This window comes from Deltaproteobacteria bacterium (assembly GCA_040223695.1).
GTDB lineage: Bacteria > Desulfobacterota_D > UBA1144 > Nemesobacterales > UBA2774 > JAVKFU01.
In genome coordinates this window covers 173,218-195,312 of record JAVKFU010000020.1, presented here as the reverse complement: position 1 = coordinate 195,312, position 22,095 = coordinate 173,218, and the positions used below count along the sequence as shown (strand labels likewise).

The 22,095-nt window shown below is 47.7% G+C and carries 27 protein-coding genes, 1 pseudogene and 1 riboswitch; of the genes and pseudogenes, 25 read left to right on the top strand and 3 right to left on the bottom strand.

Features of this window, described 5'->3' with window-relative positions; genetic code table 11:
• Nucleotide 1: 1 nt before the first annotated feature.
• From RIG61_14000 to pdxH, 19 genes and pseudogenes are all read left to right on the top strand, one after another.
• Nucleotides 2–187: a type Z 30S ribosomal protein S14 gene (locus tag RIG61_14000; protein ID MEQ9620269.1), complete on the top strand. Its 186-nt coding sequence runs from the start codon at nt 2–4 to the stop codon at nt 185–187.
• A 58-nt stretch (nt 188–245) separates the two neighbouring features.
• Nucleotides 246–638, top strand: a complete 393-nt coding sequence (rpsH, locus tag RIG61_13995) for a 30S ribosomal protein S8 (GenBank protein MEQ9620268.1) — start codon at nt 246–248, stop codon at nt 636–638.
• 10 nt (nt 639–648) lie between these two features.
• Nucleotides 649–1,197 (top strand): 50S ribosomal protein L6, encoded by a 549-nt coding sequence (rplF, locus tag RIG61_13990; GenBank protein ID MEQ9620267.1) that lies wholly within the window; start codon nt 649–651, stop codon nt 1,195–1,197.
• Nucleotides 1,197–1,568, top strand: coding sequence for a 50S ribosomal protein L18 (rplR, locus tag RIG61_13985; GenBank protein MEQ9620266.1), 372 nt, complete (start codon nt 1,197–1,199; stop codon nt 1,566–1,568). The genes rplF and rplR overlap by 1 nt, the downstream gene beginning before the upstream one ends.
• A gap of 38 nt (nt 1,569–1,606) precedes the next feature.
• Nucleotides 1,607–2,131 carry a 30S ribosomal protein S5 gene (gene rpsE, locus RIG61_13980; protein MEQ9620265.1) on the top strand — a complete coding sequence of 175 codons (525 nt, stop codon included), beginning with the start codon at nt 1,607–1,609 and terminating at the stop codon, nt 2,129–2,131.
• Between the two features lie 83 nt (nt 2,132–2,214).
• Nucleotides 2,215–2,646, top strand: a complete 432-nt coding sequence (rplO, locus tag RIG61_13975; protein ID MEQ9620264.1) for a 50S ribosomal protein L15 — start codon at nt 2,215–2,217, stop codon at nt 2,644–2,646.
• Nucleotides 2,643–3,962, top strand: a complete 1,320-nt coding sequence (gene secY, locus RIG61_13970; protein ID MEQ9620263.1) for a preprotein translocase subunit SecY — start codon at nt 2,643–2,645, stop codon at nt 3,960–3,962. The genes rplO and secY overlap by 4 nt, the downstream gene beginning before the upstream one ends.
• 15 nt (nt 3,963–3,977) lie before the next feature.
• Nucleotides 3,978–4,550 (top strand): adenylate kinase, encoded by a 573-nt coding sequence (locus RIG61_13965; GenBank protein MEQ9620262.1) that lies wholly within the window; start codon nt 3,978–3,980, stop codon nt 4,548–4,550.
• Nucleotides 4,547–5,311 (top strand): type I methionyl aminopeptidase, encoded by a 765-nt coding sequence (gene map, locus RIG61_13960; GenBank protein MEQ9620261.1) that lies wholly within the window; start codon nt 4,547–4,549, stop codon nt 5,309–5,311. Before RIG61_13965 ends, map begins: the two co-directional genes overlap by 4 nt.
• A 3-nt stretch (nt 5,312–5,314) precedes the next feature.
• Nucleotides 5,315–5,536: a translation initiation factor IF-1 gene (gene infA, locus RIG61_13955; protein ID MEQ9620260.1), complete on the top strand. Its 222-nt coding sequence runs from the start codon at nt 5,315–5,317 to the stop codon at nt 5,534–5,536.
• Nucleotides 5,537–5,556: 20 nt separating this feature from the next.
• Complete coding sequence (gene rpmJ / locus RIG61_13950; GenBank protein ID MEQ9620259.1) at nt 5,557–5,670, top strand: 50S ribosomal protein L36; 114 nt, start codon at nt 5,557–5,559, stop codon at nt 5,668–5,670.
• A gap of 14 nt (nt 5,671–5,684) precedes the next feature.
• Complete coding sequence (rpsM, locus tag RIG61_13945) at nt 5,685–6,065, top strand: 30S ribosomal protein S13 (protein MEQ9620258.1); 381 nt, start codon at nt 5,685–5,687, stop codon at nt 6,063–6,065.
• Between the two features lie 20 nt (nt 6,066–6,085).
• On the top strand, nt 6,086–6,472 hold the full coding sequence (gene rpsK, locus RIG61_13940; GenBank protein MEQ9620257.1) for a 30S ribosomal protein S11: 387 nt from the start codon (nt 6,086–6,088) through the stop codon (nt 6,470–6,472).
• Between the two features lie 58 nt (nt 6,473–6,530).
• The gene (gene rpsD, locus RIG61_13935; protein ID MEQ9620256.1) at nt 6,531–7,163 is read left to right on the top strand and encodes a 30S ribosomal protein S4; all 633 of its coding nucleotides are present in this window, start codon (nt 6,531–6,533) and stop codon (nt 7,161–7,163) included.
• A gap of 42 nt (nt 7,164–7,205) precedes the next feature.
• On the top strand, nt 7,206–8,267 hold the full coding sequence (locus tag RIG61_13930; GenBank protein MEQ9620255.1) for a DNA-directed RNA polymerase subunit alpha: 1,062 nt from the start codon (nt 7,206–7,208) through the stop codon (nt 8,265–8,267).
• 29 nt (nt 8,268–8,296) lie between these two features.
• Nucleotides 8,297–8,695: pseudogene (rplQ, locus tag RIG61_13925) on the top strand (50S ribosomal protein L17).
• Nucleotides 8,696–9,373: 678 nt separating this feature from the next.
• Nucleotides 9,374–10,387: an LLM class flavin-dependent oxidoreductase gene (locus tag RIG61_13920; GenBank protein MEQ9620254.1), complete on the top strand. Its 1,014-nt coding sequence runs from the start codon at nt 9,374–9,376 to the stop codon at nt 10,385–10,387.
• A 41-nt stretch (nt 10,388–10,428) separates the two neighbouring features.
• Nucleotides 10,429–11,322 carry a TIGR01777 family oxidoreductase gene (locus tag RIG61_13915; GenBank protein ID MEQ9620253.1) on the top strand — a complete coding sequence of 298 codons (894 nt, stop codon included), beginning with the start codon at nt 10,429–10,431 and terminating at the stop codon, nt 11,320–11,322.
• A gap of 26 nt (nt 11,323–11,348) precedes the next feature.
• A complete protein-coding gene (pdxH, locus tag RIG61_13910; GenBank protein MEQ9620252.1) occupies nt 11,349–11,984 on the top strand; it encodes a pyridoxamine 5'-phosphate oxidase in 636 nt (211 codons plus the stop codon).
• A gap of 9 nt (nt 11,985–11,993) precedes the next feature.
• Here pdxH and ubiE read toward each other — a convergent pair whose 3' ends face one another.
• A complete protein-coding gene (gene ubiE / locus RIG61_13905; GenBank protein ID MEQ9620251.1) occupies nt 11,994–12,677 on the bottom strand; it encodes a bifunctional demethylmenaquinone methyltransferase/2-methoxy-6-polyprenyl-1,4-benzoquinol methylase UbiE in 684 nt (227 codons plus the stop codon).
• A gap of 21 nt (nt 12,678–12,698) precedes the next feature.
• Entirely contained in the window at nt 12,699–13,634 is a 936-nt protein-coding gene (gene metF, locus RIG61_13900; GenBank protein MEQ9620250.1) for a methylenetetrahydrofolate reductase [NAD(P)H], read from the bottom strand.
• 192 nt (nt 13,635–13,826) lie between these two features.
• Here metF and RIG61_13895 point away from each other — a divergent pair, with 192 nt between their 5' ends.
• The 6 genes from RIG61_13895 (at nt 13,827) to RIG61_13870 (ending at nt 20,871) form a co-directional block, all read left to right on the top strand.
• Nucleotides 13,827–14,474 carry a tetratricopeptide repeat protein gene (locus tag RIG61_13895; GenBank protein MEQ9620249.1) on the top strand — a complete coding sequence of 216 codons (648 nt, stop codon included), beginning with the start codon at nt 13,827–13,829 and terminating at the stop codon, nt 14,472–14,474.
• Nucleotides 14,475–15,062: 588 nt separating this feature from the next.
• A complete protein-coding gene (locus tag RIG61_13890) occupies nt 15,063–15,290 on the top strand; it encodes a hypothetical protein (protein MEQ9620248.1) in 228 nt (75 codons plus the stop codon).
• Between the two features lie 392 nt (nt 15,291–15,682).
• On the top strand, nt 15,683–17,257 hold the full coding sequence (locus RIG61_13885; GenBank protein ID MEQ9620247.1) for a hypothetical protein: 1,575 nt from the start codon (nt 15,683–15,685) through the stop codon (nt 17,255–17,257).
• 151 nt (nt 17,258–17,408) lie between these two features.
• Nucleotides 17,409–17,897, top strand: coding sequence for an FMN-binding protein (locus RIG61_13880; protein MEQ9620246.1), 489 nt, complete (start codon nt 17,409–17,411; stop codon nt 17,895–17,897).
• 106 nt (nt 17,898–18,003) lie between these two features.
• The gene (locus RIG61_13875) at nt 18,004–18,387 is read left to right on the top strand and encodes a hypothetical protein (protein ID MEQ9620245.1); all 384 of its coding nucleotides are present in this window, start codon (nt 18,004–18,006) and stop codon (nt 18,385–18,387) included.
• Nucleotides 18,388–18,742: 355 nt separating this feature from the next.
• Nucleotides 18,743–18,838, top strand: a riboswitch (cyclic di-GMP riboswitch).
• Between the two features lie 122 nt (nt 18,839–18,960).
• The gene (locus RIG61_13870; GenBank protein MEQ9620244.1) at nt 18,961–20,871 is read left to right on the top strand and encodes a DNRLRE domain-containing protein; all 1,911 of its coding nucleotides are present in this window, start codon (nt 18,961–18,963) and stop codon (nt 20,869–20,871) included.
• Here the strand turns inward: RIG61_13870 and RIG61_13865 are convergent.
• Complete coding sequence (locus RIG61_13865) at nt 20,864–22,084, bottom strand: glycosyltransferase family 4 protein (protein MEQ9620243.1); 1,221 nt, start codon at nt 22,082–22,084, stop codon at nt 20,864–20,866. The two genes, RIG61_13870 and RIG61_13865, sit on opposite strands and share 8 nt — an antisense overlap.
• Between the last annotated feature and the right edge of the window lie 11 nt (nt 22,085–22,095).

Below are 22,095 nucleotides of genomic sequence, written 5' to 3'. Positions count from 1 at the left end.
GATGACACGCAAAGCATTAATGGAGAAATCCAAAAGAGAGCCCAAATTTAAGGTAAGACAGAGAAACCGCTGTCCTCTTTGCGGCAGGCCGAGAGGTTTTCTCCGGGAATTCAATATGTGCAGGTTATGCTTCAGGGATCTTGCGAGTTTCGGCAGATTGCCGGGTGTTAGAAAGTCCAGCTGGTAAATAACGGCAATTAGAATCCAAGGAATTTTAATAATTAATAAAAGGGGCGATCAGGAATATGACAGACCCAATATCTGATATGCTGACAAGAGTTCGTAACGGATTGATAGCAGGTCATAAAACCGTATCGATACCCGTGTCGACAATAAAGGTTGAGCTGGCAAGGATATTAAAGGAAGAGGGATATGTTTCCGATTACAGTATCGGAGAAAAAGACGGTACGAAGAGCATTAATATCGTGCTTGCATACACGCCTGACAAAAAAAGCGTAATACTGGAGATCAAGAGAATAAGCAGGCCGAGCAGAAGGGTCTATGTGAATAAAGACGAAATTCCCCGGGTCAAAGGCGGCTTGGGGGTTTGTATTCTTTCAACATCCAAGGGGATAATGACGGGTTCCGAAGCTCGCAGTCAGGGCGTCGGCGGCGAGATTATCTGTTCTATATTGTGAGGGAGTTTGAATGTCTCGAATTGGCAGAAAACCGATAACGGTTCCAAGCGGCGTAAAGATCAGCCGGAAGGGAAGACTTGTGGAAATTGAGGGAGGAAAGGGGAAGCTCTCCTGGGATATCCCGGACGGTATAAGCGCTCAAGTCGAAGAACAAACGATTCTGGTTGAAAGAAAGAACGATGAAAAGCGCATAAAGGCTCTTCACGGCCTCGCCCGTTCGGTTATATCCAACATGGTTACGGGAGTGAGCGACGGATTTACGCGGACTCTTGAGATTGTAGGGGTGGGTTACAGGGCGGAGGCTGCGGGCAAGAACGGTATAAAGTTCAATCTGGGATATTCGAATCCTGTGGATTTCACTCTGCCGGAAGGTATATCGGCTGAATTCGAGGAAAGGGGAACTAGACTCATATTAAAGGGGATCGACAAGCAGGTGTTAGGTCAGACCGCGGCCAGGATCCGCGAGTTGAGACCGCCCGATTCATATAAAGGAAAGGGAATCAGGTATTCGGACGAGAAATTGAAATTGAAACCTGGCAAGGCAGGTGCGAAGGCGTAATGAAAAGAGCAAGCAGAAAAATTAAAAAAGCCCTAAGACACTCGAGGGTCAGAAGAAAAATAAGCGGAAATGCCGAAAGGCCGAGACTCTCCGTGTTCAAGTCCTCAAGGCATATCTATGCGCAGATAATAGATGACGTTAGTGCCAATACCCTGGTTTCCGCCTCCTCCCTTACGCCTGAAGTAAAGGGACTGCTGGGAGAGGAAAATAAAAAGAAAGTGGAAGAGGCCAAAATTGTGGGCAAATATCTCGGCGAGCTTGCGCTCTCGAAAGGCATCAAACAAGTCTCCTTTGACCGCGGCGGCTACCCCTATCACGGAAGGATAAAATCCTTTGCGGATGCCGCGAGGGAGGCCGGTCTTGAGTTTTAGAGCAAACAGAAAAAGCAGTTTTGTTGAGGGAGGTATTCTTGCAAAAAGAAAACATTGATCCGAACGAGTTCGAGCTCAAAGAAAAAGTAGTTCATATAAGGCGTGTAGCGAAAGTAACCAAAGGCGGCAAGAGGTTCCATTTTACCGCGTTGGCGGTTGTCGGTAATTCGGGAGGCGTAATAGGTTCGGGTTTGGGAAAATCCAACGAAGTGCCGGACGCCATAAGGAAGGCGATTGAGAAAGCGAAAAAGAGCCTTATCAGAGTTCCTATTCTGGGAAGCACTATCCCTCATGAAATAATAGGTGTGCACGTATCCAGCAAAGTCATGCTGAAGCCCGCTTCCCCCGGTACCGGAGTAATAGCGGGGGGCGCCGTAAGAGCGGTTGTCGAGCTTTCGGGTATTCATGACATCCTTTCGAAGGTCGTGGGATCAACGAACCCTTTAAATGTCGTACAGGCCGCCATAAACGGACTTGCGTCGCTCAGAATGCCCGACGAAGTGGCCAGGATCAGGGGCAAGGATATTAAAGAGCTGGATCTTCCGAAGTCTTTGTTAAATTGAGGTTTTGCAACATTGAGCTCTCTCCGGGCTTTCGGATTTTCCGGAGGGAAGCGAATTAAATTTAAAACAAAGAGGGTTTTATAATGCTTAATAATTTATCTCCCCCGCCGGGTTCGAAGAAACAGAAAAAAAGAGTCGGCAGGGGGACCGGCAGCACCGGAAAAACAAGCGGAAGGGGCCATAAAGGGCAGAGGTCCAGGTCCGGCGGAAAGTTGCCGCCGTGGTTTGAGGGAGGCCAGACGGCTTTGAAGCTGAGATCGCCCAAGCGAGGGTTTACGAGCAGGCGAACCCTCGAATACGACCTGGTGAACATTCGTGATCTCAACCGCTTTAAAGAAGGGGATGTGATTACTCGCGACGAGCTTCTGGGCGCTGGTCTTATAAAAGGCAGGAACCCGGTAAAAATACTGGGAACCGGCGAGCTTGAGCGCTCGGTTTCAGTGCAGGCGGACGCTTTCAGTAAAACCGCCGCGAAGAAAATTGAGGAAAAAGGCGGTAAGGCAGATATTATATGAATAGAAATGTAAGCGCTATTCCTAGAATACCTGAGCTTAACAAGCGCCTTCTCTTTACAGCATTCATGCTCATCGTTTACAGACTCGGCGTTTTTGTGCCGATTCCGGGCATAGACCCCGAACAGATAGTAAGACTCTTCGAGCAGACAAGGGGTACGATCTTTGACATCTTGAATATGTTCTCCGGAGGAGCTCTGGAGCGCGCGTCGGTTTTCGCGCTCGGGGTAATGCCTTACATAACCTCTTCCATTATCATGTCTCTTCTGGTGAAGGCGTTTCCTACGCTTGAGGCTATGCAGAAGGAGGGGGAAGCGGGGAGAAGAAAAATAAACCAGTACTCCCGTTACGGCACGGTGCTTATATGCGTGGTTCAGGGCTTTATGCTGGCCGTGACGCTTGAGGGAGGCATAGGTTCCGGCGCAGCCGTAGTCAAAGAGGCGGGCTGGACTTTCAGAATCATGACCGTGCTTACGCTGACGGCGGGGTCGCTTTTTGTAATGTGGCTCGGTGAGCAGATAACGGAGCGCGGTATTGGAAACGGTATTTCCCTTATAATCGCCGCTTCGATTATTGTCGGGCTGCCGGGAGGGCTTTGGGACATAGTAAGACTCATAAGCACCGGTGAATTGACCGTGTTCGGCGTTGCGCTCATATTTATCCTGCTTGTGTTCATAGTCGGTTTCATAGTGTTCGTCGAAAGATCGTACAGAAAAATTCCCGTCCAGTACCCGAGGAGGGTCGTCGGCAGAAAGGTATATGGCGGCCAGTCATCTCACCTTCCTTTGAAGACAAACACAGCCGGGGTTATACCGCCTATCTTCGCGTCATCACTGCTTATTTTCCCCGCTACGGTGCTCACCTTTATAAACGTGCCGTTTCTGAGAGATATGTCGGATTTATTATTTCAAAACATAATTGTGTATAATATTATATTTGCAGCGCTAATAATATTCTTCGCTTACTTTTATACGGCTATTATTTATAATCCGGATGATTTGGCGGATAATTTAAGAAAAAACGGAGGCTTTGTTCCCGGAATCAGGCCGGGCAAGAAAACTGCCGAATACATAGACAAAATCCTGGGAAGAATAACATTCATAGGCGCGATATATGTAGCCTTTGTGTGTGTAATACCTTCTTTTCTTCAGAGGGAGCCGTTTAACCTTCCGTTTTACTTTGGTGGCACATCTCTCCTGATTGTGGTCGGGGTGACGCTTGACTTTGTTCAGCAGGTCGAGTCGTTTCTGATTACCCACAGTTATGAGGGTTTTGTAAAGAAGGGCGGCATGAAGGGTCCAAAGAGATATAATGTTTAACGTCGGGGTAATATTATGAAATTGGTATTGTTTGGTCCCCCCGGAGCCGGAAAGGGAACTCAGGCAAAAAAGATAGAGGATAAATACGACACGGCGCATATTTCCACGGGTGATATGCTGAGAGGCGCGGTTAGAAACGGCACGGAGCTCGGCCGGCTGGCAAAGTCGTATATGGAAAAGGGCGAGCTTGTCCCGGACGGCGTCGTAATAGGTATTATAAAGGACAGAATCGGCGAGGATGACGCGAGAAACGGCTTCATGCTGGACGGTTTTCCCCGTACGGTGCCCCAGGCCGAGGCTCTCGGCGAAATGCTCAACTCTGAGGGGGAGTCGATTGACGCAGTAATATCCATTGAGGTGGATGACAGGGAAATAATAACAAGAATACTGGAACGCCAGAAAATAGAGGGCAGGCAGGACGACACCGAGGATGTCGTAAGAAACAGGCTTGACGTATACCGTAATCAGACAGAGCCGCTCAAGTCCTACTACGGGGATGAAGGCGTTTTATACGAGGTTGACGGCATGGGCTCCGTAGATGAGGTATTCGACAGGATCGACTCGGTATTGGCCGGCCTAAAAACATGATTTATTTGAAAACAAAGGAAGAGATAGAAAAAATGCACACCGCTTCGCAGATAGTTGTCGATGCCCTTGGGAAACTCAGGGAAAATGTTGTCCCCGGCGTATCGACCTGGGATCTTGACAGGATGGCTGAAGAACTGGCCTTGAAAAAAGGGGCCAGGCCGGCGTTCAAGGGGTATTCGAATTATCCCGCTTCGGTCTGCTTCGCTATAAACGAAGAGGTTGTGCACGGTATTCCTTCCAAGAAAAAGCTGCTCAAGGAAGGTGACATAGTCGGTCTTGATTTCGGAGTAAGTCTGGACGGGTATTACGGGGATTCGGCGATTACGGTGCCCGTGGGCAAGGTGTCCTCCCTGGCTGAAAAGCTGCTTAAAGTCACCGAGGAGTCACTTCAGAGAGGGATTCGGGAGGCGTATCCCGGAAACGGGCTGTTCGAAATATCGGGTGCGATTCAAAATTACGTGGAGGAAGAGGGATTTTCAATTGTAAGATCTTTCGTGGGACACGGGATAGGTAAAAAACTGCATGAAGACCCCCAGGTTCCGAATTTTGTTCCGGATAACGGAAACAGGAGCAGGGGAGTTAAATTGAAACCCGGGATGGTGATTGCGATAGAGCCTATGGTTAACGTCGGCAGGCCGGATATAAAAATATTGAATGACGGCTGGACGGCCGTTACGGTTGACGGCACGCTCTCGGCTCATTTCGAGCACACTGTCGCGGTTACTGAAGAGGGACCCAAGGTGTTGACACAGCGGAACTAGAATATGGCAAAAGAAGAGAGAATAGAATTTGAGGGCACGGTGCTTGAGGCGCTGCCCAATGCGATGTTCAGGGTGGAAATAGAAGGCGGGCACGAGGTGCTTGCGTACGTTTCCGGAAAAATGAGAACACGCTTTATCAGGATTCTGCCCGGGGACAAGGTGAAGCTTGAGCTTTCCCCCTATGATCTTTCAAAGGGCAGGATAACTTACAGACTGAAAAAATGATAATAGCGGGGTGAAAAGAAGTGAAAGTTAGAGCGTCTGTAAAAAAGATATGTGACAAATGCAGAATAATTAAACGAAAAGGCGTAATAAGAGTCATTTGCTCGAATAAAAGACATAAACAAAAGCAAGGGTAGGAGGGAGAGTATAAATGCCCAGAATCGCAGGTGTTGACATACCGCTTAATAAAAGAATACAGGTAGGACTTACTTATATTTACGGAATAGGAAAGGTCTATTCAAAGGAAATACTGACAGAAGCCGGCATAGACATGAACATGAAGGCAAAGGACCTGGCCGATCAGGAGGTAGCGGCGATAAGGGATATTATCGAGAACAAATATACTGTCGAGGGGGAGCTTCGGCAGGAGGTTCAGTCCAATATAAGAAGGCTGGTTGAAATAGGATGCTACAGGGGAATAAGACACAGGACGGGCCTTCCCACGCGCGGGCAGAAGACCAAATCAAACGCCAGAACGAGAAAGGGCCCCCGCGGCACCGCAATTGCCAAGAAGAAAAAAGCTGGTAAATAACGACGTTTCGGAGATAATGCATGGCTATTAAGAAAACCGGAAAGAAGAAAGCAAAAAAATTCGTGGAGCAGGGAGTTGTAAATATCCAGGCTACATTCAATAATACGATAATTACGATTAGCGACAACAGCGGAAACGTTATAGCCTGGTCGAGCGGCGGTACGAAGGGGTTTAAGGGAACGCGTAAGGGAACGCCCTTTGCCGCGCAGATCGCGGCTGAGGACGCCGCGAAGAAGGCCGCCTCGGTCGGGATGAAAAGCGTTTCGGTATATGTCAAGGGACCGGGTCCGGGAAGGGAGCCCGCCATAAGGTCCATCCAGGCCTCGGGACTAAAAGTTACATACATAAGGGACGTGACACCGATCCCCCATAACGGCTGCAGGCCGCCGGGGAGAAGAAGGGTATAAAATGACAAAATGCTTATCGACATTCCTTCCGTTGGAATTCAAGGAGGTTATTGAGTAAATGGGAAGATATACTGGACCCACTGACAGACTGTCCAGAAGAGAGGGCGTGAATCTCTTTCTCAAAGGGGAGCGAAGCTATAACGGTAAAACGGCCATAGAGAAAAGGCCCGATCAGGTTCCCGGAGAGCACGGAAAATTTCGCAGCAGATTCTCTGAATTCGGGGTCAGGCTGAGAGAGAAGCAAAAAGTAAAGAGGATGTACGGTATAAGGGAGAAGCAGTTCAGGGGATATTTTCACAAGGCCGCGCATCTGAAAGGCGTCACAGGCTCGATACTTATTTCAATGCTCGAAACGAGGCTCGATAACGTTGTATACAGGCTCTGTTTCGGCAGCTCCAGGAACGACGCAAGGCAGCTTGTCAGCCACAAGCACATACTCGTCAACGGTGAAGTGGTCAATATTCCGTCCTATCAGGTAGAGGAGGGCGACAAGATTGAAATCAGGGAGAAGAGCAAAAAACTTCAGAGAATAAATCAGGCCCTCGAATTCAGCTCCCGCAGAGGCGTTCCCGAGTGGCTTGAGCTCGATACGGAGAATTATAAAGGTTCGGTTGTGAGACTCCCCATGAGGGATGACGTCACATTTCCAATCGAAGAACAGCTTATCGTGGAGTTCTATTCAAGGATATAGTCGTTTAGATAATATTATTAATCGGTTCCAAAAGGGGTATTTATGTCGGATTTGAAAAATGGAGGAAACATGGTGAAGGATTTTCAAAAAAATTGGCAGGATTTAATTAAACCCAAGAGGATAGAGAGGGAAGAAAAAAGCGCAACTCCATTTTACTCAAAATTCGTATGTGAGCCTCTGGAACGTGGATACGGGGTAACATTGGGGAACGCTTTAAGAAGGGTTCTGCTGTCTTCCATTCAGGGTCCCGCGATAACTTCAATAAAAATAGACGGGGTGCTGCATGAGTTCTCGTCTATACCGGGGGTTAAAGAGGACGTCACCGAGATAATACTTAACCTCAAGGGCATAGAGCTTAAAATGCACACCTATGAGCCCCAGATGATAACCGTAAGCGGACAGGGAGAGTGCGATATAAAGGCAGGCGACATATCCACCGGTCATAACGTGGAAATACTCAACCCGGATTATCACGTAGCAACACTGGCCGAAGGCGCCAAGCTCGAGATGGAGATGACCGTCGAGATGGGTAGGGGGTATGAGCCGGTCGAAAGAAGGGGCGAGATACAGAACACCATAGGGGTTATTCCGATAGACGCGCTGTTCTCGCCGGTAAGAAAGGTTAATTATGCCGTTACGAACTCGCGCGTGGGAAGACGTACGGACTTCCAGAGACTTACACTTGAAATATGGACGAACGGAACCGTCTTGCCCGAGGACTCGCTCGCTTACGCGTCCAAGATAATAAAGAACCAGCTTTCGGTATTCATTAATTTCGACGAAGCGGAGGTCGACGAGGTTCCCGAGAGCGAAGACACACAGGAGATAAAAGGAACGGAAGAAATACTTTTTAATACTATTGAGGAAATGGATCTTTCCGCCAGATCGCTTAACTGTCTGAGAAAGGCGGGTATCGAATATGCCGGAGACCTTGTTCAAAAGTCTGAAGACGATCTTCTCAATCTGGAGAATTTCGGTAAACGCTCACTCTTTGAAATCAAGGAAAGATTGATTGAAATGGGCCTTGACCTCGGGCTTAAGATCGATCAGGAAGTCTTCGAAAACGAAAAAGCGAAGCGGGGCGAAAAGATAGCTTCTCAATAGGCGTGTAAGAGAGAATCGGAGGCTCTAAGATGAGACACAAAAGACTCGGACGCAAACTCGGAGTTACGACAAAACACAGAAAATCCATGTTCCGCAATATGGTTACGGATTTATTTCGTCACGACAGGATCAGAACTACAGACATGAAAGCAAAGGAGCTCAGAAGGGTTGCGGAAAAGATGATAACGCTCGCCAAAGAGGGGACACTCCACAAGAGAAGGCAGGCTGCTGCGTACATAAGGGATAAAGAGGTTCTGAAAAAGCTATTCGATGAGATTGCCGCAAAATTCAAAGACCGTCCGGGCGGTTACACGAGAATCATTAAGCTCGGTTTCAGAAAGGGCGACAATACGCCGATTTCCCTGATAGAGCTAGTAGAGGAAGATTACAAACCGCGCAAGAAAAAGAAGAAGGCTCCGAAGACCTCCGCGAAGAAACAGCGGTCTAAAAAAATAGAAAAGGAAGAAGAGGGACAGGTGTCCGCTAAAAGCTCTAAAAAGGAGTCCGCGGAAGAGCTCGGATTGATAGAGGGTGAAGAAAAAGCCGCAGCCGGAGCTGCTACTACAGCCGCTGCGGTCTCGGAAACTCCGGAGGAAAAGCCTGAAGCCGAGGCGAAACATGAGAGGCCGGAGGCGGAAGCTCCCGCCGCTCAGGCCGAAGGGAGTGCAGTCCAGGAGACTCAAGAGCCTGCTGCAAAGACCAAAGCTGAATCAACTCCTGAAGAGGTGAAAGAAGAGTCCTCGCCCGAAGATGGTGCGGCGGAGGAAGCGCAAGAGACTGCCGCAAAAGCCGAAGCGGAAGCACCCCCTGAAGAAGAGGCTGGGGAAACTCCGAAGCCCGAAGCCAAAGCCGCTCCGGAAGAAGCGGAGCCCGGGCAACCACAAGAGGCTAAGGCGGAAAAAACAGAGGCGAAGGCTCAGGAATCCGCCCCTGAACGAGAGGATCAAGAGGCGGATGAGATGCCCGAAGCAGAAGGCGAGCCTGAGAAGAAAGAGGAATAATCGTATTCAGGATTTGATTCCTCTCTAACATCTTAAAAAAATCGGAAAAAAGTAAAAGGAAGGCGGCTTTCATGCCGCCTTTATTATTTTTGAAGGTATGAGCTAATGAAGCCTGTCGGATTGATACTTGATGCCGGGAAGATTTCAGACCTGGTCCGGCTGGCGCGTGATGCCGAGGACGCGTCGTTCGACTCCGTATGGGCGACTGAGCTTTACCGCACCTCTTTCCAGCAGCTCTCTCCCGTCGCTCAGGCCACGCGGAATATAAAGCTCGGCACAGCGGTAGCGCTTGCGTTTGTAAGAAGCCCCCTCATCACTTCCCTCACGGCGCTCGACCTCGATGAAGTCTGTCAAGGCAGGCTCATACTGGGTCTGGGCACAGGGGCGAAGCGTACCAACGAAAGGTGGCACGGCCTTTCACACGGGAAGCCCGTTACCCGTATAAAAGAATGTATTGACGTTATCAAGCTCCTTACCGGGAATCTCCATACCGGCAAAACCCTTACATACGAAGGGGAGTATTACGATATAAGCACCAGAGGCTATCACCGCCCCTTTGTGCCCGTGAGAGAAAATATCCCCGTCTATCTCGCCGGGGTCGGAAGCAATATGTGCAGGGCCGCCGGGGAATCCGCCGACGGGTATCTCGGACATGTCGTATGCTCGCTCGGCTATTTGAAAGAAGTCGTCCGCCCGGCGATAAATACGGGGCTAAATAATTCCGGCGGGAACGGGGACGATTTTAAGGTCGCTTCAATAATAACCTGCGCCGTGTCGGAGGACAAAAGGCGGGCTGTCCGTGCCGCAAAAGCGACCGTGGCGTTTTACGCCACAGTACTTACCTATCAACCCCCCTTCAGGCTTCACGGCTTTGAAAAGGAGACCCAAAGGGTAAGAGAGGCCTTCCTGAAGGGCGATACCGCAGGGATGATTGAAAGCGTAAGCGATGAAATGGTCGATGCCTTCGCGGTGGTTGGTAGCGCGGATGAATGCAGAAAAAAAATCGAGCGGTACAGGGAGTACATAGACCTCCCGGTACTGAGCGCCCCCCATTATTATCTTGATTTCGAAGAGGTCAAGGAATACCAAAAAGCCATACTTGACGTGTTCGGCGCTTAGAATAATTTACAGTATATGATACCCTTAGAAATACCAACGCTATGAAAATTCTGATTACAGGATCGACCGGACTCGTAGGCTCGGAGCTGATACCGCTTCTCTTGAAGGACGGGAATACTGTAACAAGGCTTACGCGCTCCAAGTCCGGGTTCGAGGAAGACGTTGCCTACTGGGACCCTCAGGCTGGCGAGATCGATTCCGGCAGACTCGAGGGCCACGGTGCCGTGGTTCATCTCGCGGGGGAGAACATCGCGGGCCGGTGGACAGAGGAAAAAAAGAGGAAAATCGAAGAGAGCCGCGTGAAGGGTACTAAGCTTCTATCGGACGCCCTTTCATCTCTCGATTCGAAACCGTCTGTTATTGTTGCGGCATCGGCTATCGGGTATTACGGGGACAGGGGCGATGAGGTTTTAACGGAGGAAAGCGGCGCCGGGGAGGGGTTTCTGGCTGAGGTGAGCGTGAAGTGGGAGAATGCTCTCAAGCCGGCTATAGATGCGGGAATAAGGGTCGTAAATACAAGGCTGGGTGTCGTGTTATCCCCCGAAGGAGGAGCGCTTGAGAAAATGCTGCTTCCCTTTAAACTCGGCCTGGGGGGCAAAATAGGGAGCGGGGAGCAGTACTGGAGCTGGATTGCCCTCGATGACGTAGCCGGGGCGATAAGCCACTGCATTACAACCGAAAATCTTACGGGTCCGGTAAATCTCGCGGCGCCCGATCCGGTGACCAATAAAAAATTTACCGATACCCTCGGGGAGGTACTCGGACGTCCGACGTTGATTCCCCTGCCTTCTTTTCTGGCAAAGGGTCTATTGGGCGAGATGGCCGATGAGCTCCTCCTCTCCAGCGCAAGGGTTAAACCTGTAAAGCTTCTGGAGTCGGGGTATAAATTCAAATATCCGGCGCTAAGGGCGGCCCTGGAACACCTGCTTTCCTGAACCGCTCAATTTTAAGGGGTCTCAAAGTGAGTAAGATTCAGAACAGACAATACGGAATATTTGAGCTTCTGGAAGAGGACCTCGATCCCGATCCCTTTAAACAGTTTGAAATCTGGTTCGATGCCGCCTCGAAAGCCGAGTTCGTTCACCCTGACGCTTTTACTCTCGCCACCTCTTCGGCGGACGGCAAACCGACAGCCAGAATGTTGCTCCTTAAGGGGTTCGATAAAAACGGTTTTGTCTTCTATACGAATTCCGAAAGCAGAAAAGGGGAAGAGCTTGCGGCGAATCCATATTGCGCTATCTGTTTCTGGTGGGACAGGCTCGAGCGTCAGGTGAGAATCGAGGGCAGGGTGGAGAAGGTCCCCGGTTCAGAAGCTGATTCATATTTCGCCGGCAGACCCAGGGGCAGTCAAATAGGCGCGTGGGCTTCCGAGCAGAGCAGTATCATTCCCGACCGCGAATATCTGGAGAAGCGTTTCAGGGAGATCGAGGACGAGTACCGGGACAGGGAAGTTCCCAGACCTCTCTACTGGAACGGATACAGACTCATACCCGACTCGGTTGAGTTCTGGCAGGGGAGACCGAACAGGCTCCATGACAGGCTCCGTTACAAGCTGCTAGAGGACGGGACCTGGGCCATTGAGCGTCTTGCGCCTTAGTTTAAACGGCTACTCTTTTCTAATGCCGATATAGATAATAACTATCCCCATCATAAGCTCGATTGACTTTTCGGGCTCTAGTCCCGCGTCTTTCATGAGCTCCGTGAAGCTCTCGCGCTGTGGGAAGGACTCTGTTGATTCCGAAAGATATTTGTATTCTTTTCCGGTCCCGAAGATCGATCCTACAATTGGGAGTATGTTCTTAAAGTAAAACAGATACAGCGGCGCGAACATTTTATTGCCGGGTATCGCGAACTCCATTATTCCCGCTTTCCCTCCCTTTTTTAAAACCCTTTTCATTTCCGAGAGTGATTTTTGGGGATCAACCGTGTTTCTTATGCCGAAAGCTATGGTTACGGCATCGAACACATTGTCCTTAAAGGGAAGGTTCTCGGCCTTGCACTGCACGAGCATTATTTTTTCAGATTCCCCTCCCGATTCGATTTTCTGTTTAGCCAGATCGAGCATTTCTCCGCTCGGGTCAATTCCCACGACTTTGGCCCTCTGCAGTTTGCGTACCGTCTCGATAGCTACCTCTCCTGTGCCTGTTGCTATATCGAGCACGTATAACGACCCCCTGATCTCCTCCGCGAGCCTTTTTCTCCACTGCCTGTCCATACCCAGGCTGAAAAATGTATTGAGGGAATCGTAATGCTTGGCAACTCTGTTAAAAAGCGTGACTGTGTCGGGCATGTATTTATCGGGTTGAGATTCCTAGGGGTTATGCGCCGCGAACCTGCCGCCCGTATTTTTGAATTCGCTGACCGGAATGGCCTCGATTATCTCCTTCATATGATCCGACTTATTGAGTACGTAAAAATGTATGCCCGGCGCTCCGCCGGCCAGAAGCTCCCTTGCCTGATTGATGCACTGGGTTATTCCGACTCTGCGCGCTTTCTCATCGTCGTTCTTGCACGTCTCCAGGCGCTTCTTGAGCTCGGGGGGGATGGACGCCCCGCACATCGACGTAATTCGTTCAATCTGTTTTACCGAAAGAATCGGCATAAGGCCGGGAATTATCGGGATATGAATTCCTCCGGATTTTGCTCGGCTGACGAAATCGAAGTACATGCTATTATCGAAAAAAAGCTGTGTGATCACCATATCCGCTCCCGAATCGACCTTGCTTTTCAGGTTTTCCAAATCTATCCCTATGTCGGGGGCCTCGGGGTGCTTTTCGGGATATCCGCCGACAGCTATCCCGAAGTGCTTTTTATGGAGAGTGATTTTTTCGAACTCCCTTATATGGCGGACCAGTTCATATCCGTAGGTGTATCCGTCCTCAGGCGGCACGAATTCGTTTGAGCCGAGAGGGGGGTCGCCCCGGATAGCTACTATGTTCTCGACCCCTGCGTCATAAATTCGTCCGAGAACATGATCCAGTTCCTTTCTGGATGCACCGACACAGGTAAGATGGCAGGCGGACTCCACACCGAAACGGCTTTTAATTAACGCCGCAATTTCGAGAGTCCTGTCCCTTGTAGTGCCCATAGCACCGTAGGTCACTGTTATGAAATCCGGCTCAAGCGCCGCCAGCTCCTTAAGGACTTCCTCAAGGTTCTTCATCCCCTTTTCCGTTTTTGGCGGAAAAATTTCAAAGGATATGACCGGTTTTGTTTCTCTGTATTTATAGTACTCTGAAAAACGCATTTTTTGCCTGTTTTTAAACGTAGCCCATAAATTCTTTCACTTCAATCCTGTTTTGTCAAATCCCGACCGTTATTGAAAGACAATGGATTTTTTAGTTGACTTCGATTTTTTCTCCACTATATTTGACTGTAAAAATAATTTTCAGCTCAAGAGGGCCAACCGGGGATTTAAACAGGCTTATGAGGTGTGTTAATGATGTCGCGGATTGATCTTTGGGGATATAGAACCAGGGTGATTGTTGCGTTTTTGCTTCTTCTTCTGGGCACGGGATGTCAGCAGGTAAAGGAAATCCCCGAAGAGATCCCCGACCAGCTGCCAAACCCCGTGAGGGATTTTACCGAGAAGGATAAATATATGATCGGCCTCAACTGGTATCAGCAGCGGAACTACGGGATTGCGGCCAAGTTCTGGAAGCCCCTTTCCGAGGAGGGCGACTGCGACGCGCAGTACGCAATGGGTCTCTTGTACTTTGAGGGGCTCGGGGTCGGGAGGAGTTATAAGAAAGCGGTTCAGCTCTGGAGTGAATCCGCAGACCAGGGACAGGCTCAGGCCCAGATAAGCCTCGGAGCGGTATATTCATGTATCAGTATCCCGTACACCACTCTCGATTGTAAAAAGGGGTGCGGGGAAGAAAAAGACCTGGTCGCTGGGTACAAGTGGTTCGGTGTAGCGAGCGAGATAGGCTCCCCGCACGAGATTCAGGTTGCCCAGGATTCCATGAACAGGATCATTTCGGAAATGACCCCGGAACAGATCAGTGAAGGTGATGCACTGATTGAAGCATGGGAGCCGAACCCCACGCGCTGCGAGGGCAGGGGGCTCTATATCGTCGCTCCCTGAGCGCGCACACACACGTAGTGTGATACTACGATTTCTGCACAGAATCTGTGTTCATATTTGATTTCTACGAAACTCCTCCGCCAATTCCTGCATCGCACAATCAATTTTCTCCCCCCCATGGGGGGGAGGACTAAGGTGGGGGGAATGGAAACTCCCCTGCTTATCACCAGCGGGCGCACGCACGTAGTGTGATTTTACGATTCCTGCTCAACATGTCTGCCGAACCGAGCACCCTCTCAAGCCGCTTCACTCCCTGACGCCGGCGGATGCCATCCGCCCATTCATCCTGAGCCCGGTCGAAGGATGTCATTGCAAAGGAGAGAAGCATCTGCGGCAATCCTCCCCCCTGGCCACCTTATCTGGCCCGAAGGCACATTATCCCCCTCTCTGGTATATGAGAACCCCGCTATTCGTTCAGGTAAGAATCAAATTTGTATTCGTGAACGGGCTTATTTCCTTGACAGCTTATTTACGGCTGGTATTATGATATTGAATATTGTTATCAAAATGAAAGGTTTGCCTGTTATCATATGTAAACAAGAGATCGATTTTAAGATTGTTTAATGAAAAGAGTTGAGGAGATTGTAGATGGGCTATATATGCGATTCTGATAAACCGGTGGTTCTTTCGTCTTCTAGTATTGGTAATGTTTCCGTTTGCGGGTGCTGTGATTTTTACCATGTGAGTGTAGGTCATATTATGCTTAGGCTTGAGCGCAAGTATCTGTTAAGTCTCACTCATATGGTTATAGAAGCGCTCGAAGTAAGCTCTGCTGGCGACCGGGATTTGAAAAACTACGAAAAAAATCGGACATGAGAATATCAATGAACTAGTTTTTCGGATAAAACCTCACCCGGAAGAAGGGCGGCCCTTTTGAAATAATCGCCCTATTTACCTTAGCTAGCCGCCCTTCTTCTTTATATAAGTTGTAATTGAATGTGTTTAGAATAACTAAAGAGGAGTCATTGTTCTGATTATAAGAAATATCACCGTAACAGGCCAGTCCACTTTGAGAAGCGGGGCAGGGGGACATCCATCTCATCTCCCGGTGTACCGTTACCGCGTCTTCCGGAGCCCTGCTTCTCGATAAAGTTAAAATAAGAGGGTCGCTTTATTGAAAATGATTATCATTTTCTTGACAAACTGCGTAGTTCTGGTAATTTGAATTTGAAAACGAATATCAATATTGTGAAGGAGGTTGTGAAAGGATGACCAAATATCTATATATGGATAACTATCGGATAGCTTTCTGTATACTTCCGGTTCTTCTTGTCCTGCTTTTGCCGGCTACGGCTTTCAATCGGGAGCTCACACAAGGTCAGGAGAATTTTTCTTATGAGCTGGATAAATATCAGACACTGAGGGCCCAAAAAATCAATGATCAAGCAGATTATAAATTTGAAGAAGAGAATAAAGCCGCAGTGGTTGCGCAGACCGTCGAACAGGACAGGACAGAGACCCAGGATGAGCGGATAGAGCAGCTGGAAAAGAAACTGCAAAGCGTAACTCAGGAGCTCCAGGAGCTTAAATCTGAGGGTGTCCCTGATGACAGACTGCAATCGATAGAAGATAAACTGAGCATTCTGGCCGAGGAGATAGACAATATCAAATCTGCTTCTGTCGTTCCCGAACCGACGTATGAGCAGTTCTATGGGGCCGGCCCCGCCGCATCGAAAGTTTATTTGAAAGATAAAGGGCTTTCTATCGGCGGCTACGGAGAATTGCTTGTGGGTCAGGTAAGGGAGAACGCGAATAATGTAGTCGACGCCCAGAGGGTGGTCCTTTATTTCGGATATAAATTTACGGACAGAATTATATTTAACTCCGAGATTGAATTTGAACACGCGACGACCGAGTCCAATAAGGACGGACAGGACGGATCGGTGTCGGTCGAGTTTGCTCTGCTGGATTTTCTTCTCTGGCCCGAATTGAATCTCCGCGGGGGATTGATGCTGGCCCCGTTCGGAATCATCAACGAGGTGCATGAACCTACCACCTTCTTCGGTGTGTTCAGACCCGCTGTGGAAACGCAGATAATTCCCACAACGTGGAGGGAAAACGGGCTCGGCATTTTTGGTGACATAGATCTGCGGAGTGCCGGCACGATCAATTACAGGGCCTATATTATGAATAGTTTTGATGCCAGAGGATTCAGGGCCGCTAATAACAGATCTTTGCGCGTAAGGGGGAGCAGAGCCCTGTTCAATGACGTTGCATTCGTAAGCAGAGTGGAATATGACCCAATCCCTTACATTACGGTTGCGGGTTCTATATTCCTTGGCAATACGGGACAGAATCAAAAAGTAAACGACCCAGAATCCTCTCTCAACGGTCAAAAGATCAAAGGGTTCTTCCAGATGTACGAGGGTGACATACAGGTGCAGTACAGGGGATTAGAAGCGAGGGGGCTTTTCGTCTACACGGCCCTCGACGACGCCGCGGAAATAAACGCGCTGAACGGCTTAACCGGAGATGAATCTGTGGGGGATGAGCAGTGGGGCTATTATCTGGTTGGCGCGTATAATGTTCTCTCCCTTGCTAATTTCTCGAGTCAGTACGCTCAATATTTAGCGCCGTTTGTCAGGTGGGAGCAGTACGATACCCAGGCGCAGGTCCCTTCCGGATTCGAGCGTGACCCTGCTAATGACAGGAGCGACCTTACTATAGGGCTTAACTACAAACCTATACCGCAGGTTGTGGTGAAGGCGGAATATCAGTGGCTGGACAACGAGGCCGACGAGTCCACAAATCAATTTAATTTCGGCCTTGGATATGTTTTCTAAATCTGGTTAAATATAACTTCCGAGGAGGACGCGGAAACTTTTCCGCGTCCTCATTTTTAATTACTACAGTCTCAAAATGAACAAGCAGCTTGCAATAATTTCTTTATTAATATTATTACTGATACCGTCTCTCTCAACGTCCAAGGTCTATATGAAGAGGGATGAGGCTCTTAAAGCGGCATTCCCTCAGGCTGAAGAGATAGAAAAGATAGAAATTTTTCTGTCCGATGAGCAGGCCGCGAAAATAGAATCAATCTCCCGCTCCAGACTGAATTCGAGACTTTTCATAGTTTATAAGGGGATAAAGGGGGACAATACACTCGGATATGCTATAATTGACACTCATACTCTTAGGACGAAAACGGAGACCGTTATGTTTGTGGTCAACCCTGACGGGACCTTGAGCCATGCCGAAATTCTGGCTTTCTTCGAACCCCCTGAGTACATGCCTGGAGATAACTGGATCGAGCTGTTTAACGGCAAGAGTGCGAAAGACTCAATCAGGCTTGGAAAGGATATACCGAACATAACAGGCGCTACGATAACGTCGAACTCCCTGGCTCAGACCATGCGGCAAATACTTGCTATCGTTCGAGTAAGCCTGCTTCAAGGAAACATCGTTAAAAAGGAACCGAAATAAATTGCGTTTCTTTATTTCCCAGGATATAAGGAAAAATACACTCTTAAGGCTTATCATAGTTTTTACCGTCTTATTTTTTGTTTTCCTATGGATTACTAATTTACTCTTGTACCTACAGGTCGGGTTTAGTTATGAGTCGGTCGTAGAGTATTACAGGGGCTCTGAGGAAAATTTCAGGCCGGCTAAAAGCTACCTCGGTATGCTTGAGGAAGCCCATTTTCACTTTTTTTCCATGGCCATAATTCTTGTTACGCTTAACCATTTAATATTGTTTTCTAGAATAGCTAATATATGGAAACTGGTTTTAATCCTTTCCTCGTTTCTATCCGCTTTCGGCGATATAGCGGGCGGGTGGCTCATACGCTATGTCAGCCCTGAGTTCGCCTATTTCAAGATAGCTTCTGTGGTTGTTCTTCAAGTTTCCCTTGCCGCATTGATGATAATCGTCGTCTGGTTTCTATACAGCGCTCAGAAAATCCGGTACGAATGACCTTCGTTTCTTTTCGGGTATACCGTAAAAATATTTGCTGTCGGTTCCGAGTTGCCGGGATTGACGGTAATATGCATCAAGTACAATTCATTCCTTTGATATTCCGGTATAAATGCTATGCGTTGACCAATATCGTCATTTCCATCCGTGTTTTGACAATATATGCCAATCTGCGTCATGCTCATTATATTTAACTGTATTTTTAAATCAATAAAACTTCTAATGCTGCCAATAAGTTGCGATCAATACTTCATCTATAGAATTTGGTTTTAGTTTTTTGGTATAAATATTGCATTATATTGACGTAAATATTATTTTTTATTGGTTTTTAGCTTAATTGATTGGGACGTGTCCTAATCGAAAAAGGCAAACCATCCGAAAGGGTGGGACGCAAAGCCTTCGACCTAAGTGCCGAGTAAATTTAGGTGCATACGGTGGCCGGGTTGCCGAAATAGGAAGAGAAAATCGCAATATTTTGTTCCTTCCTGATTCAACCTAACTTTTAGTTGAACCCGTGGTCGAAAAGAATGCTCCCCGCTCGCTGGATGGAGAACCATGAGAGGAGGCATTCAAATGAAGTACAAATTCAACTCGATCCAAGCTTACATACTGCTATTGTTACTGGTTGCAGCGGCTCTAAGCGCTATTCCTGCGGAGGCGATGAGGATATCATTCGGCCGCGGTTCCAGGCCCGCCAGGGGAGGGAGCTTGACAAACCAGGAGCCCGGTGGCTACTCTGCTGTTTCTGATACTTATATTGATGAACAGAGACCCAATAATAAATACGGCCGAAAATCGACGATTCGTTTGAAGCAAGGTGATTCTAAAAATAGAGCTGGGCTGCTTGAGTTCGATATATCGGATATACCCCGCGGATCGAAAATTACGAATGCCAAGTTATCTCTATATGTAGCTTCCAGAAGCAGATCTGCGACGGATATTTCTGTGTTTGCGGCTATGAATAAGTGGGATGAATCAATATCCTGGAGCAGAAGACCCGATATTGCCTCCTTTGAAGAGGATAATGTAGAGATCTCAAGAACCCGGCAATACTCTGAGTTGGATTTAACGCAGTTGGTTCAGGATTGGGTAGACGGTGTTGAAACCAATAATGGTGTGTATGTCATTGCGAATTCCGGAGATGTAACTCTTAACAGCAAGGAAAACAGGAGAAACGGCCCCAAGCTGGTAGTTGATTTTGACAAACCCCGGGCGGTTCCCCCTCCTAGTGAGGAGCCCGAGCCGGGTGATATCCCTCCTTCGACTGGAGGAACTATAGATTCGGGCGTATCGGATGCACCGCTTGAACCTCGGGACAAACGCGTGTTGATCGTGGATAAGAACGGTAGCGGAGACTATCGGACTATACAATCGGCGCTCGATAATTCCCGCCCTGGAGACACAATACAGGTCAAGGACGGTGTATATAATGAAAGGGTCAACTTTACTGTGAACGGAACGAGGGAAGAACCTATTGCCCTTGTCAATTATCCGAGTCACAGACCTGTGATAGATCCCGGGGGAGGTAGTTATCCCCTGGAATGTTGTCCGTCAAGCGGTACGCCGAGAGTTGAGTTCAATGCGGAGTGGATAATACTGGAAGGATTTGAAATCAGGTACGGCTGGGACGGTGTAAAGCTATATAAAGGGCACAACACCATACGAAACAATTGGATACATAAAAACAGGTATCAGGGTATTCTAATTGTATCTACAGACGATGTGTTCATCGATGCTAATGTGATAGAGTTTAACGGTACGGAGGAGGGCGCGTGCTATAGCAGTGATTGGGGAGGCGAGAGTCCCAAGCACTGTCACGGGATATATATGAGTGATTTTCTCTGCACCGGGATGTCTGATATAACGATAAGGGGCAATACTCTTAGTGATCACGGGGGCAGAGGGATTCAGTGGAACGGCAGCGGATGCAACAGCGAGATGCAAAATATGGTTGTAGAAAACAATATAATTGAGAACAATTCTTGGGGTATGGTGCTATGGTACAACGTTAAAAGAAGCGTAATCAGAAACAATACGTTCGTTCTTGAGCAATATCCTCAAACTGACGATACAAGCCACACTTTTGTAGGGATATTAAATAGTACGGACAATATATTTAAGAACAACATATTCTATAGCACGCTGGAGGATGTGGCCGCGCTAGAGACCTTTGACTCCGGTTCGAGTAAGAATACATTTGATTACAACTTATGGAATGTGAGATCTGATTCCTGGAAATGGGAGGACGGCTGGAGGAGTGACTTTGGTTCAAGATATAAGTCCGTTACGAGCTGGGATAAAAACAGCTTATTCAACGCCGACCCCGGGTTCACTAATACATCGACCGGTATTTATCATATAAAGGCTGACTCTTCGGCAAGAGACCGGGGGGAGAAAAACAGCTGTGCAGGTATTGATTTTGACGGACAGGACAGATTACTCGATGCCGGCTGTGATATAGGCATGGACGAATACGTCAACTAAATATTACTTTTAATAGACGCTCAACATTGGAAGAGATTTCGAAATGCTGATTTACGAAATCTCTTCCCGCTTTTCCCAGTTTCTCTCTCAGATTTGGATCCGAATACACCCGCGCGATAGCCGCCGCCAGCTCTTCTGCATTTTCGGGCTCAACCAGAAGGCCTGTTTCCCCGTCTTTTATAACTTCAGGTATTCCCGAGATGGGTGTCGTTACTACGGGCAACTCCATAGCCAGAGCCTCTAAAATTACATTGGGTATGCCGTCCCTGTCTCCGCTATCAGTAACAATACAGGGTAATATGAAACAATCTGCATTGTTATAGTAGTCAATTAATTTCTCCTGTGTCATTTCAGGGATAAATTGCACATAACCTGCTAGCTCCAGATAGTTATATAGCTCAAATATTTCTTTCTCAAACTCTCCACTTACATACACAATCTGGCAAGTGAACCCAATTTGCTTTTTTTTCAATATGTTGCAGGCTTGGAGAAGGATGTGGAATCCTTTCTTTTCCGCAAGCCTTCCAATACTCAATATAGTGAAAATACGATTTGCTTTTTTTTTGTCGGATTTGAATTGATGTAAATCCATACCATGATAAATAGTCACGATTTTATCGGGGCTTATATCCGCAAATTTTTCCTCTAGATATTTCTTGTTAAAATTTGTGCAGGTAATTACTTTCCTTGCTTCCGCGATTTTGTCTTCGAGCATCGTGTCATATTTGAATATATCCCAAGCATGTGCTGTAAAGGTAAAATCGATTTCATTTAGCTTGCTGACTATCCAGGCTACTGTTGTTGGTATAGTTGCCCAATGTGCATGAATTTTTTTTATCTTCAAGTCTTTCACAATGAGTGAAATAGAGAGGGCTTTGGGAAATACAGCAAGGGTTTTAAATAACATGTCAGGTTCCTTAGTATGGGTTCTGATTATTTCAGAGATAAGTTTTATTATAGTGAGAGGTTTATTTGTGATATAAAAAAGAGCCGCTTTTAATATCTCAACTGAGAATAGAAAGGGGAGATAGTGTGTATTAGATATAAGCTCTTGACCCCAGCCGGGAATATTCTTGTTCTGTTTTACATTTTTTAGGGAAAATATCTCGATATCAATACCTTTATGTTTGACTTCTTCAATCTCTCGGATTATAAAGGTTTCTGTTAAAATGGGAAAACTAGAAGTAACGTAAGCAATCTTCTTTTCGGTCATAATTATATGAC

Coding starts and splice junctions, on each gene's coding strand:
- RIG61_14000 (MEQ9620269.1), top strand. CDS start 2: ATGACACGCAAAGCATTAATGGAGAAATCCAAAAGAGAGCCCAAATTT.
- rpsH (MEQ9620268.1), top strand. CDS start 246: ATGACAGACCCAATATCTGATATGCTGACAAGAGTTCGTAACGGATTG.
- rplF (MEQ9620267.1), top strand. CDS start 649: ATGTCTCGAATTGGCAGAAAACCGATAACGGTTCCAAGCGGCGTAAAG.
- rplR (MEQ9620266.1), top strand. CDS start 1,197: ATGAAAAGAGCAAGCAGAAAAATTAAAAAAGCCCTAAGACACTCGAGG.
- rplO (MEQ9620264.1), top strand. CDS start 2,215: ATGCTTAATAATTTATCTCCCCCGCCGGGTTCGAAGAAACAGAAAAAA.
- secY (MEQ9620263.1), top strand. CDS start 2,643: ATGAATAGAAATGTAAGCGCTATTCCTAGAATACCTGAGCTTAACAAG.
- RIG61_13965 (MEQ9620262.1), top strand. CDS start 3,978: ATGAAATTGGTATTGTTTGGTCCCCCCGGAGCCGGAAAGGGAACTCAG.
- map (MEQ9620261.1), top strand. CDS start 4,547: ATGATTTATTTGAAAACAAAGGAAGAGATAGAAAAAATGCACACCGCT.
- infA (MEQ9620260.1), top strand. CDS start 5,315: ATGGCAAAAGAAGAGAGAATAGAATTTGAGGGCACGGTGCTTGAGGCG.
- rpsM (MEQ9620258.1), top strand. CDS start 5,685: ATGCCCAGAATCGCAGGTGTTGACATACCGCTTAATAAAAGAATACAG.
- rpsK (MEQ9620257.1), top strand. CDS start 6,086: ATGGCTATTAAGAAAACCGGAAAGAAGAAAGCAAAAAAATTCGTGGAG.
- rpsD (MEQ9620256.1), top strand. CDS start 6,531: ATGGGAAGATATACTGGACCCACTGACAGACTGTCCAGAAGAGAGGGC.
- RIG61_13930 (MEQ9620255.1), top strand. CDS start 7,206: ATGTCGGATTTGAAAAATGGAGGAAACATGGTGAAGGATTTTCAAAAA.
- RIG61_13920 (MEQ9620254.1), top strand. CDS start 9,374: ATGAAGCCTGTCGGATTGATACTTGATGCCGGGAAGATTTCAGACCTG.
- RIG61_13915 (MEQ9620253.1), top strand. CDS start 10,429: ATGAAAATTCTGATTACAGGATCGACCGGACTCGTAGGCTCGGAGCTG.
- ubiE (MEQ9620251.1), bottom strand. CDS start 12,677: ATGCCCGACACAGTCACGCTTTTTAACAGAGTTGCCAAGCATTACGAT.
- metF (MEQ9620250.1), bottom strand. CDS start 13,634: ATGCGTTTTTCAGAGTACTATAAATACAGAGAAACAAAACCGGTCATA.
- RIG61_13895 (MEQ9620249.1), top strand. CDS start 13,827: ATGATGTCGCGGATTGATCTTTGGGGATATAGAACCAGGGTGATTGTT.
- RIG61_13890 (MEQ9620248.1), top strand. CDS start 15,063: ATGGGCTATATATGCGATTCTGATAAACCGGTGGTTCTTTCGTCTTCT.
- RIG61_13885 (MEQ9620247.1), top strand. CDS start 15,683: ATGACCAAATATCTATATATGGATAACTATCGGATAGCTTTCTGTATA.
- RIG61_13880 (MEQ9620246.1), top strand. CDS start 17,409: ATGAAGAGGGATGAGGCTCTTAAAGCGGCATTCCCTCAGGCTGAAGAG.
- RIG61_13870 (MEQ9620244.1), top strand. CDS start 18,961: ATGAAGTACAAATTCAACTCGATCCAAGCTTACATACTGCTATTGTTA.
- RIG61_13865 (MEQ9620243.1), bottom strand. CDS start 22,084: ATGACCGAAAAGAAGATTGCTTACGTTACTTCTAGTTTTCCCATTTTA.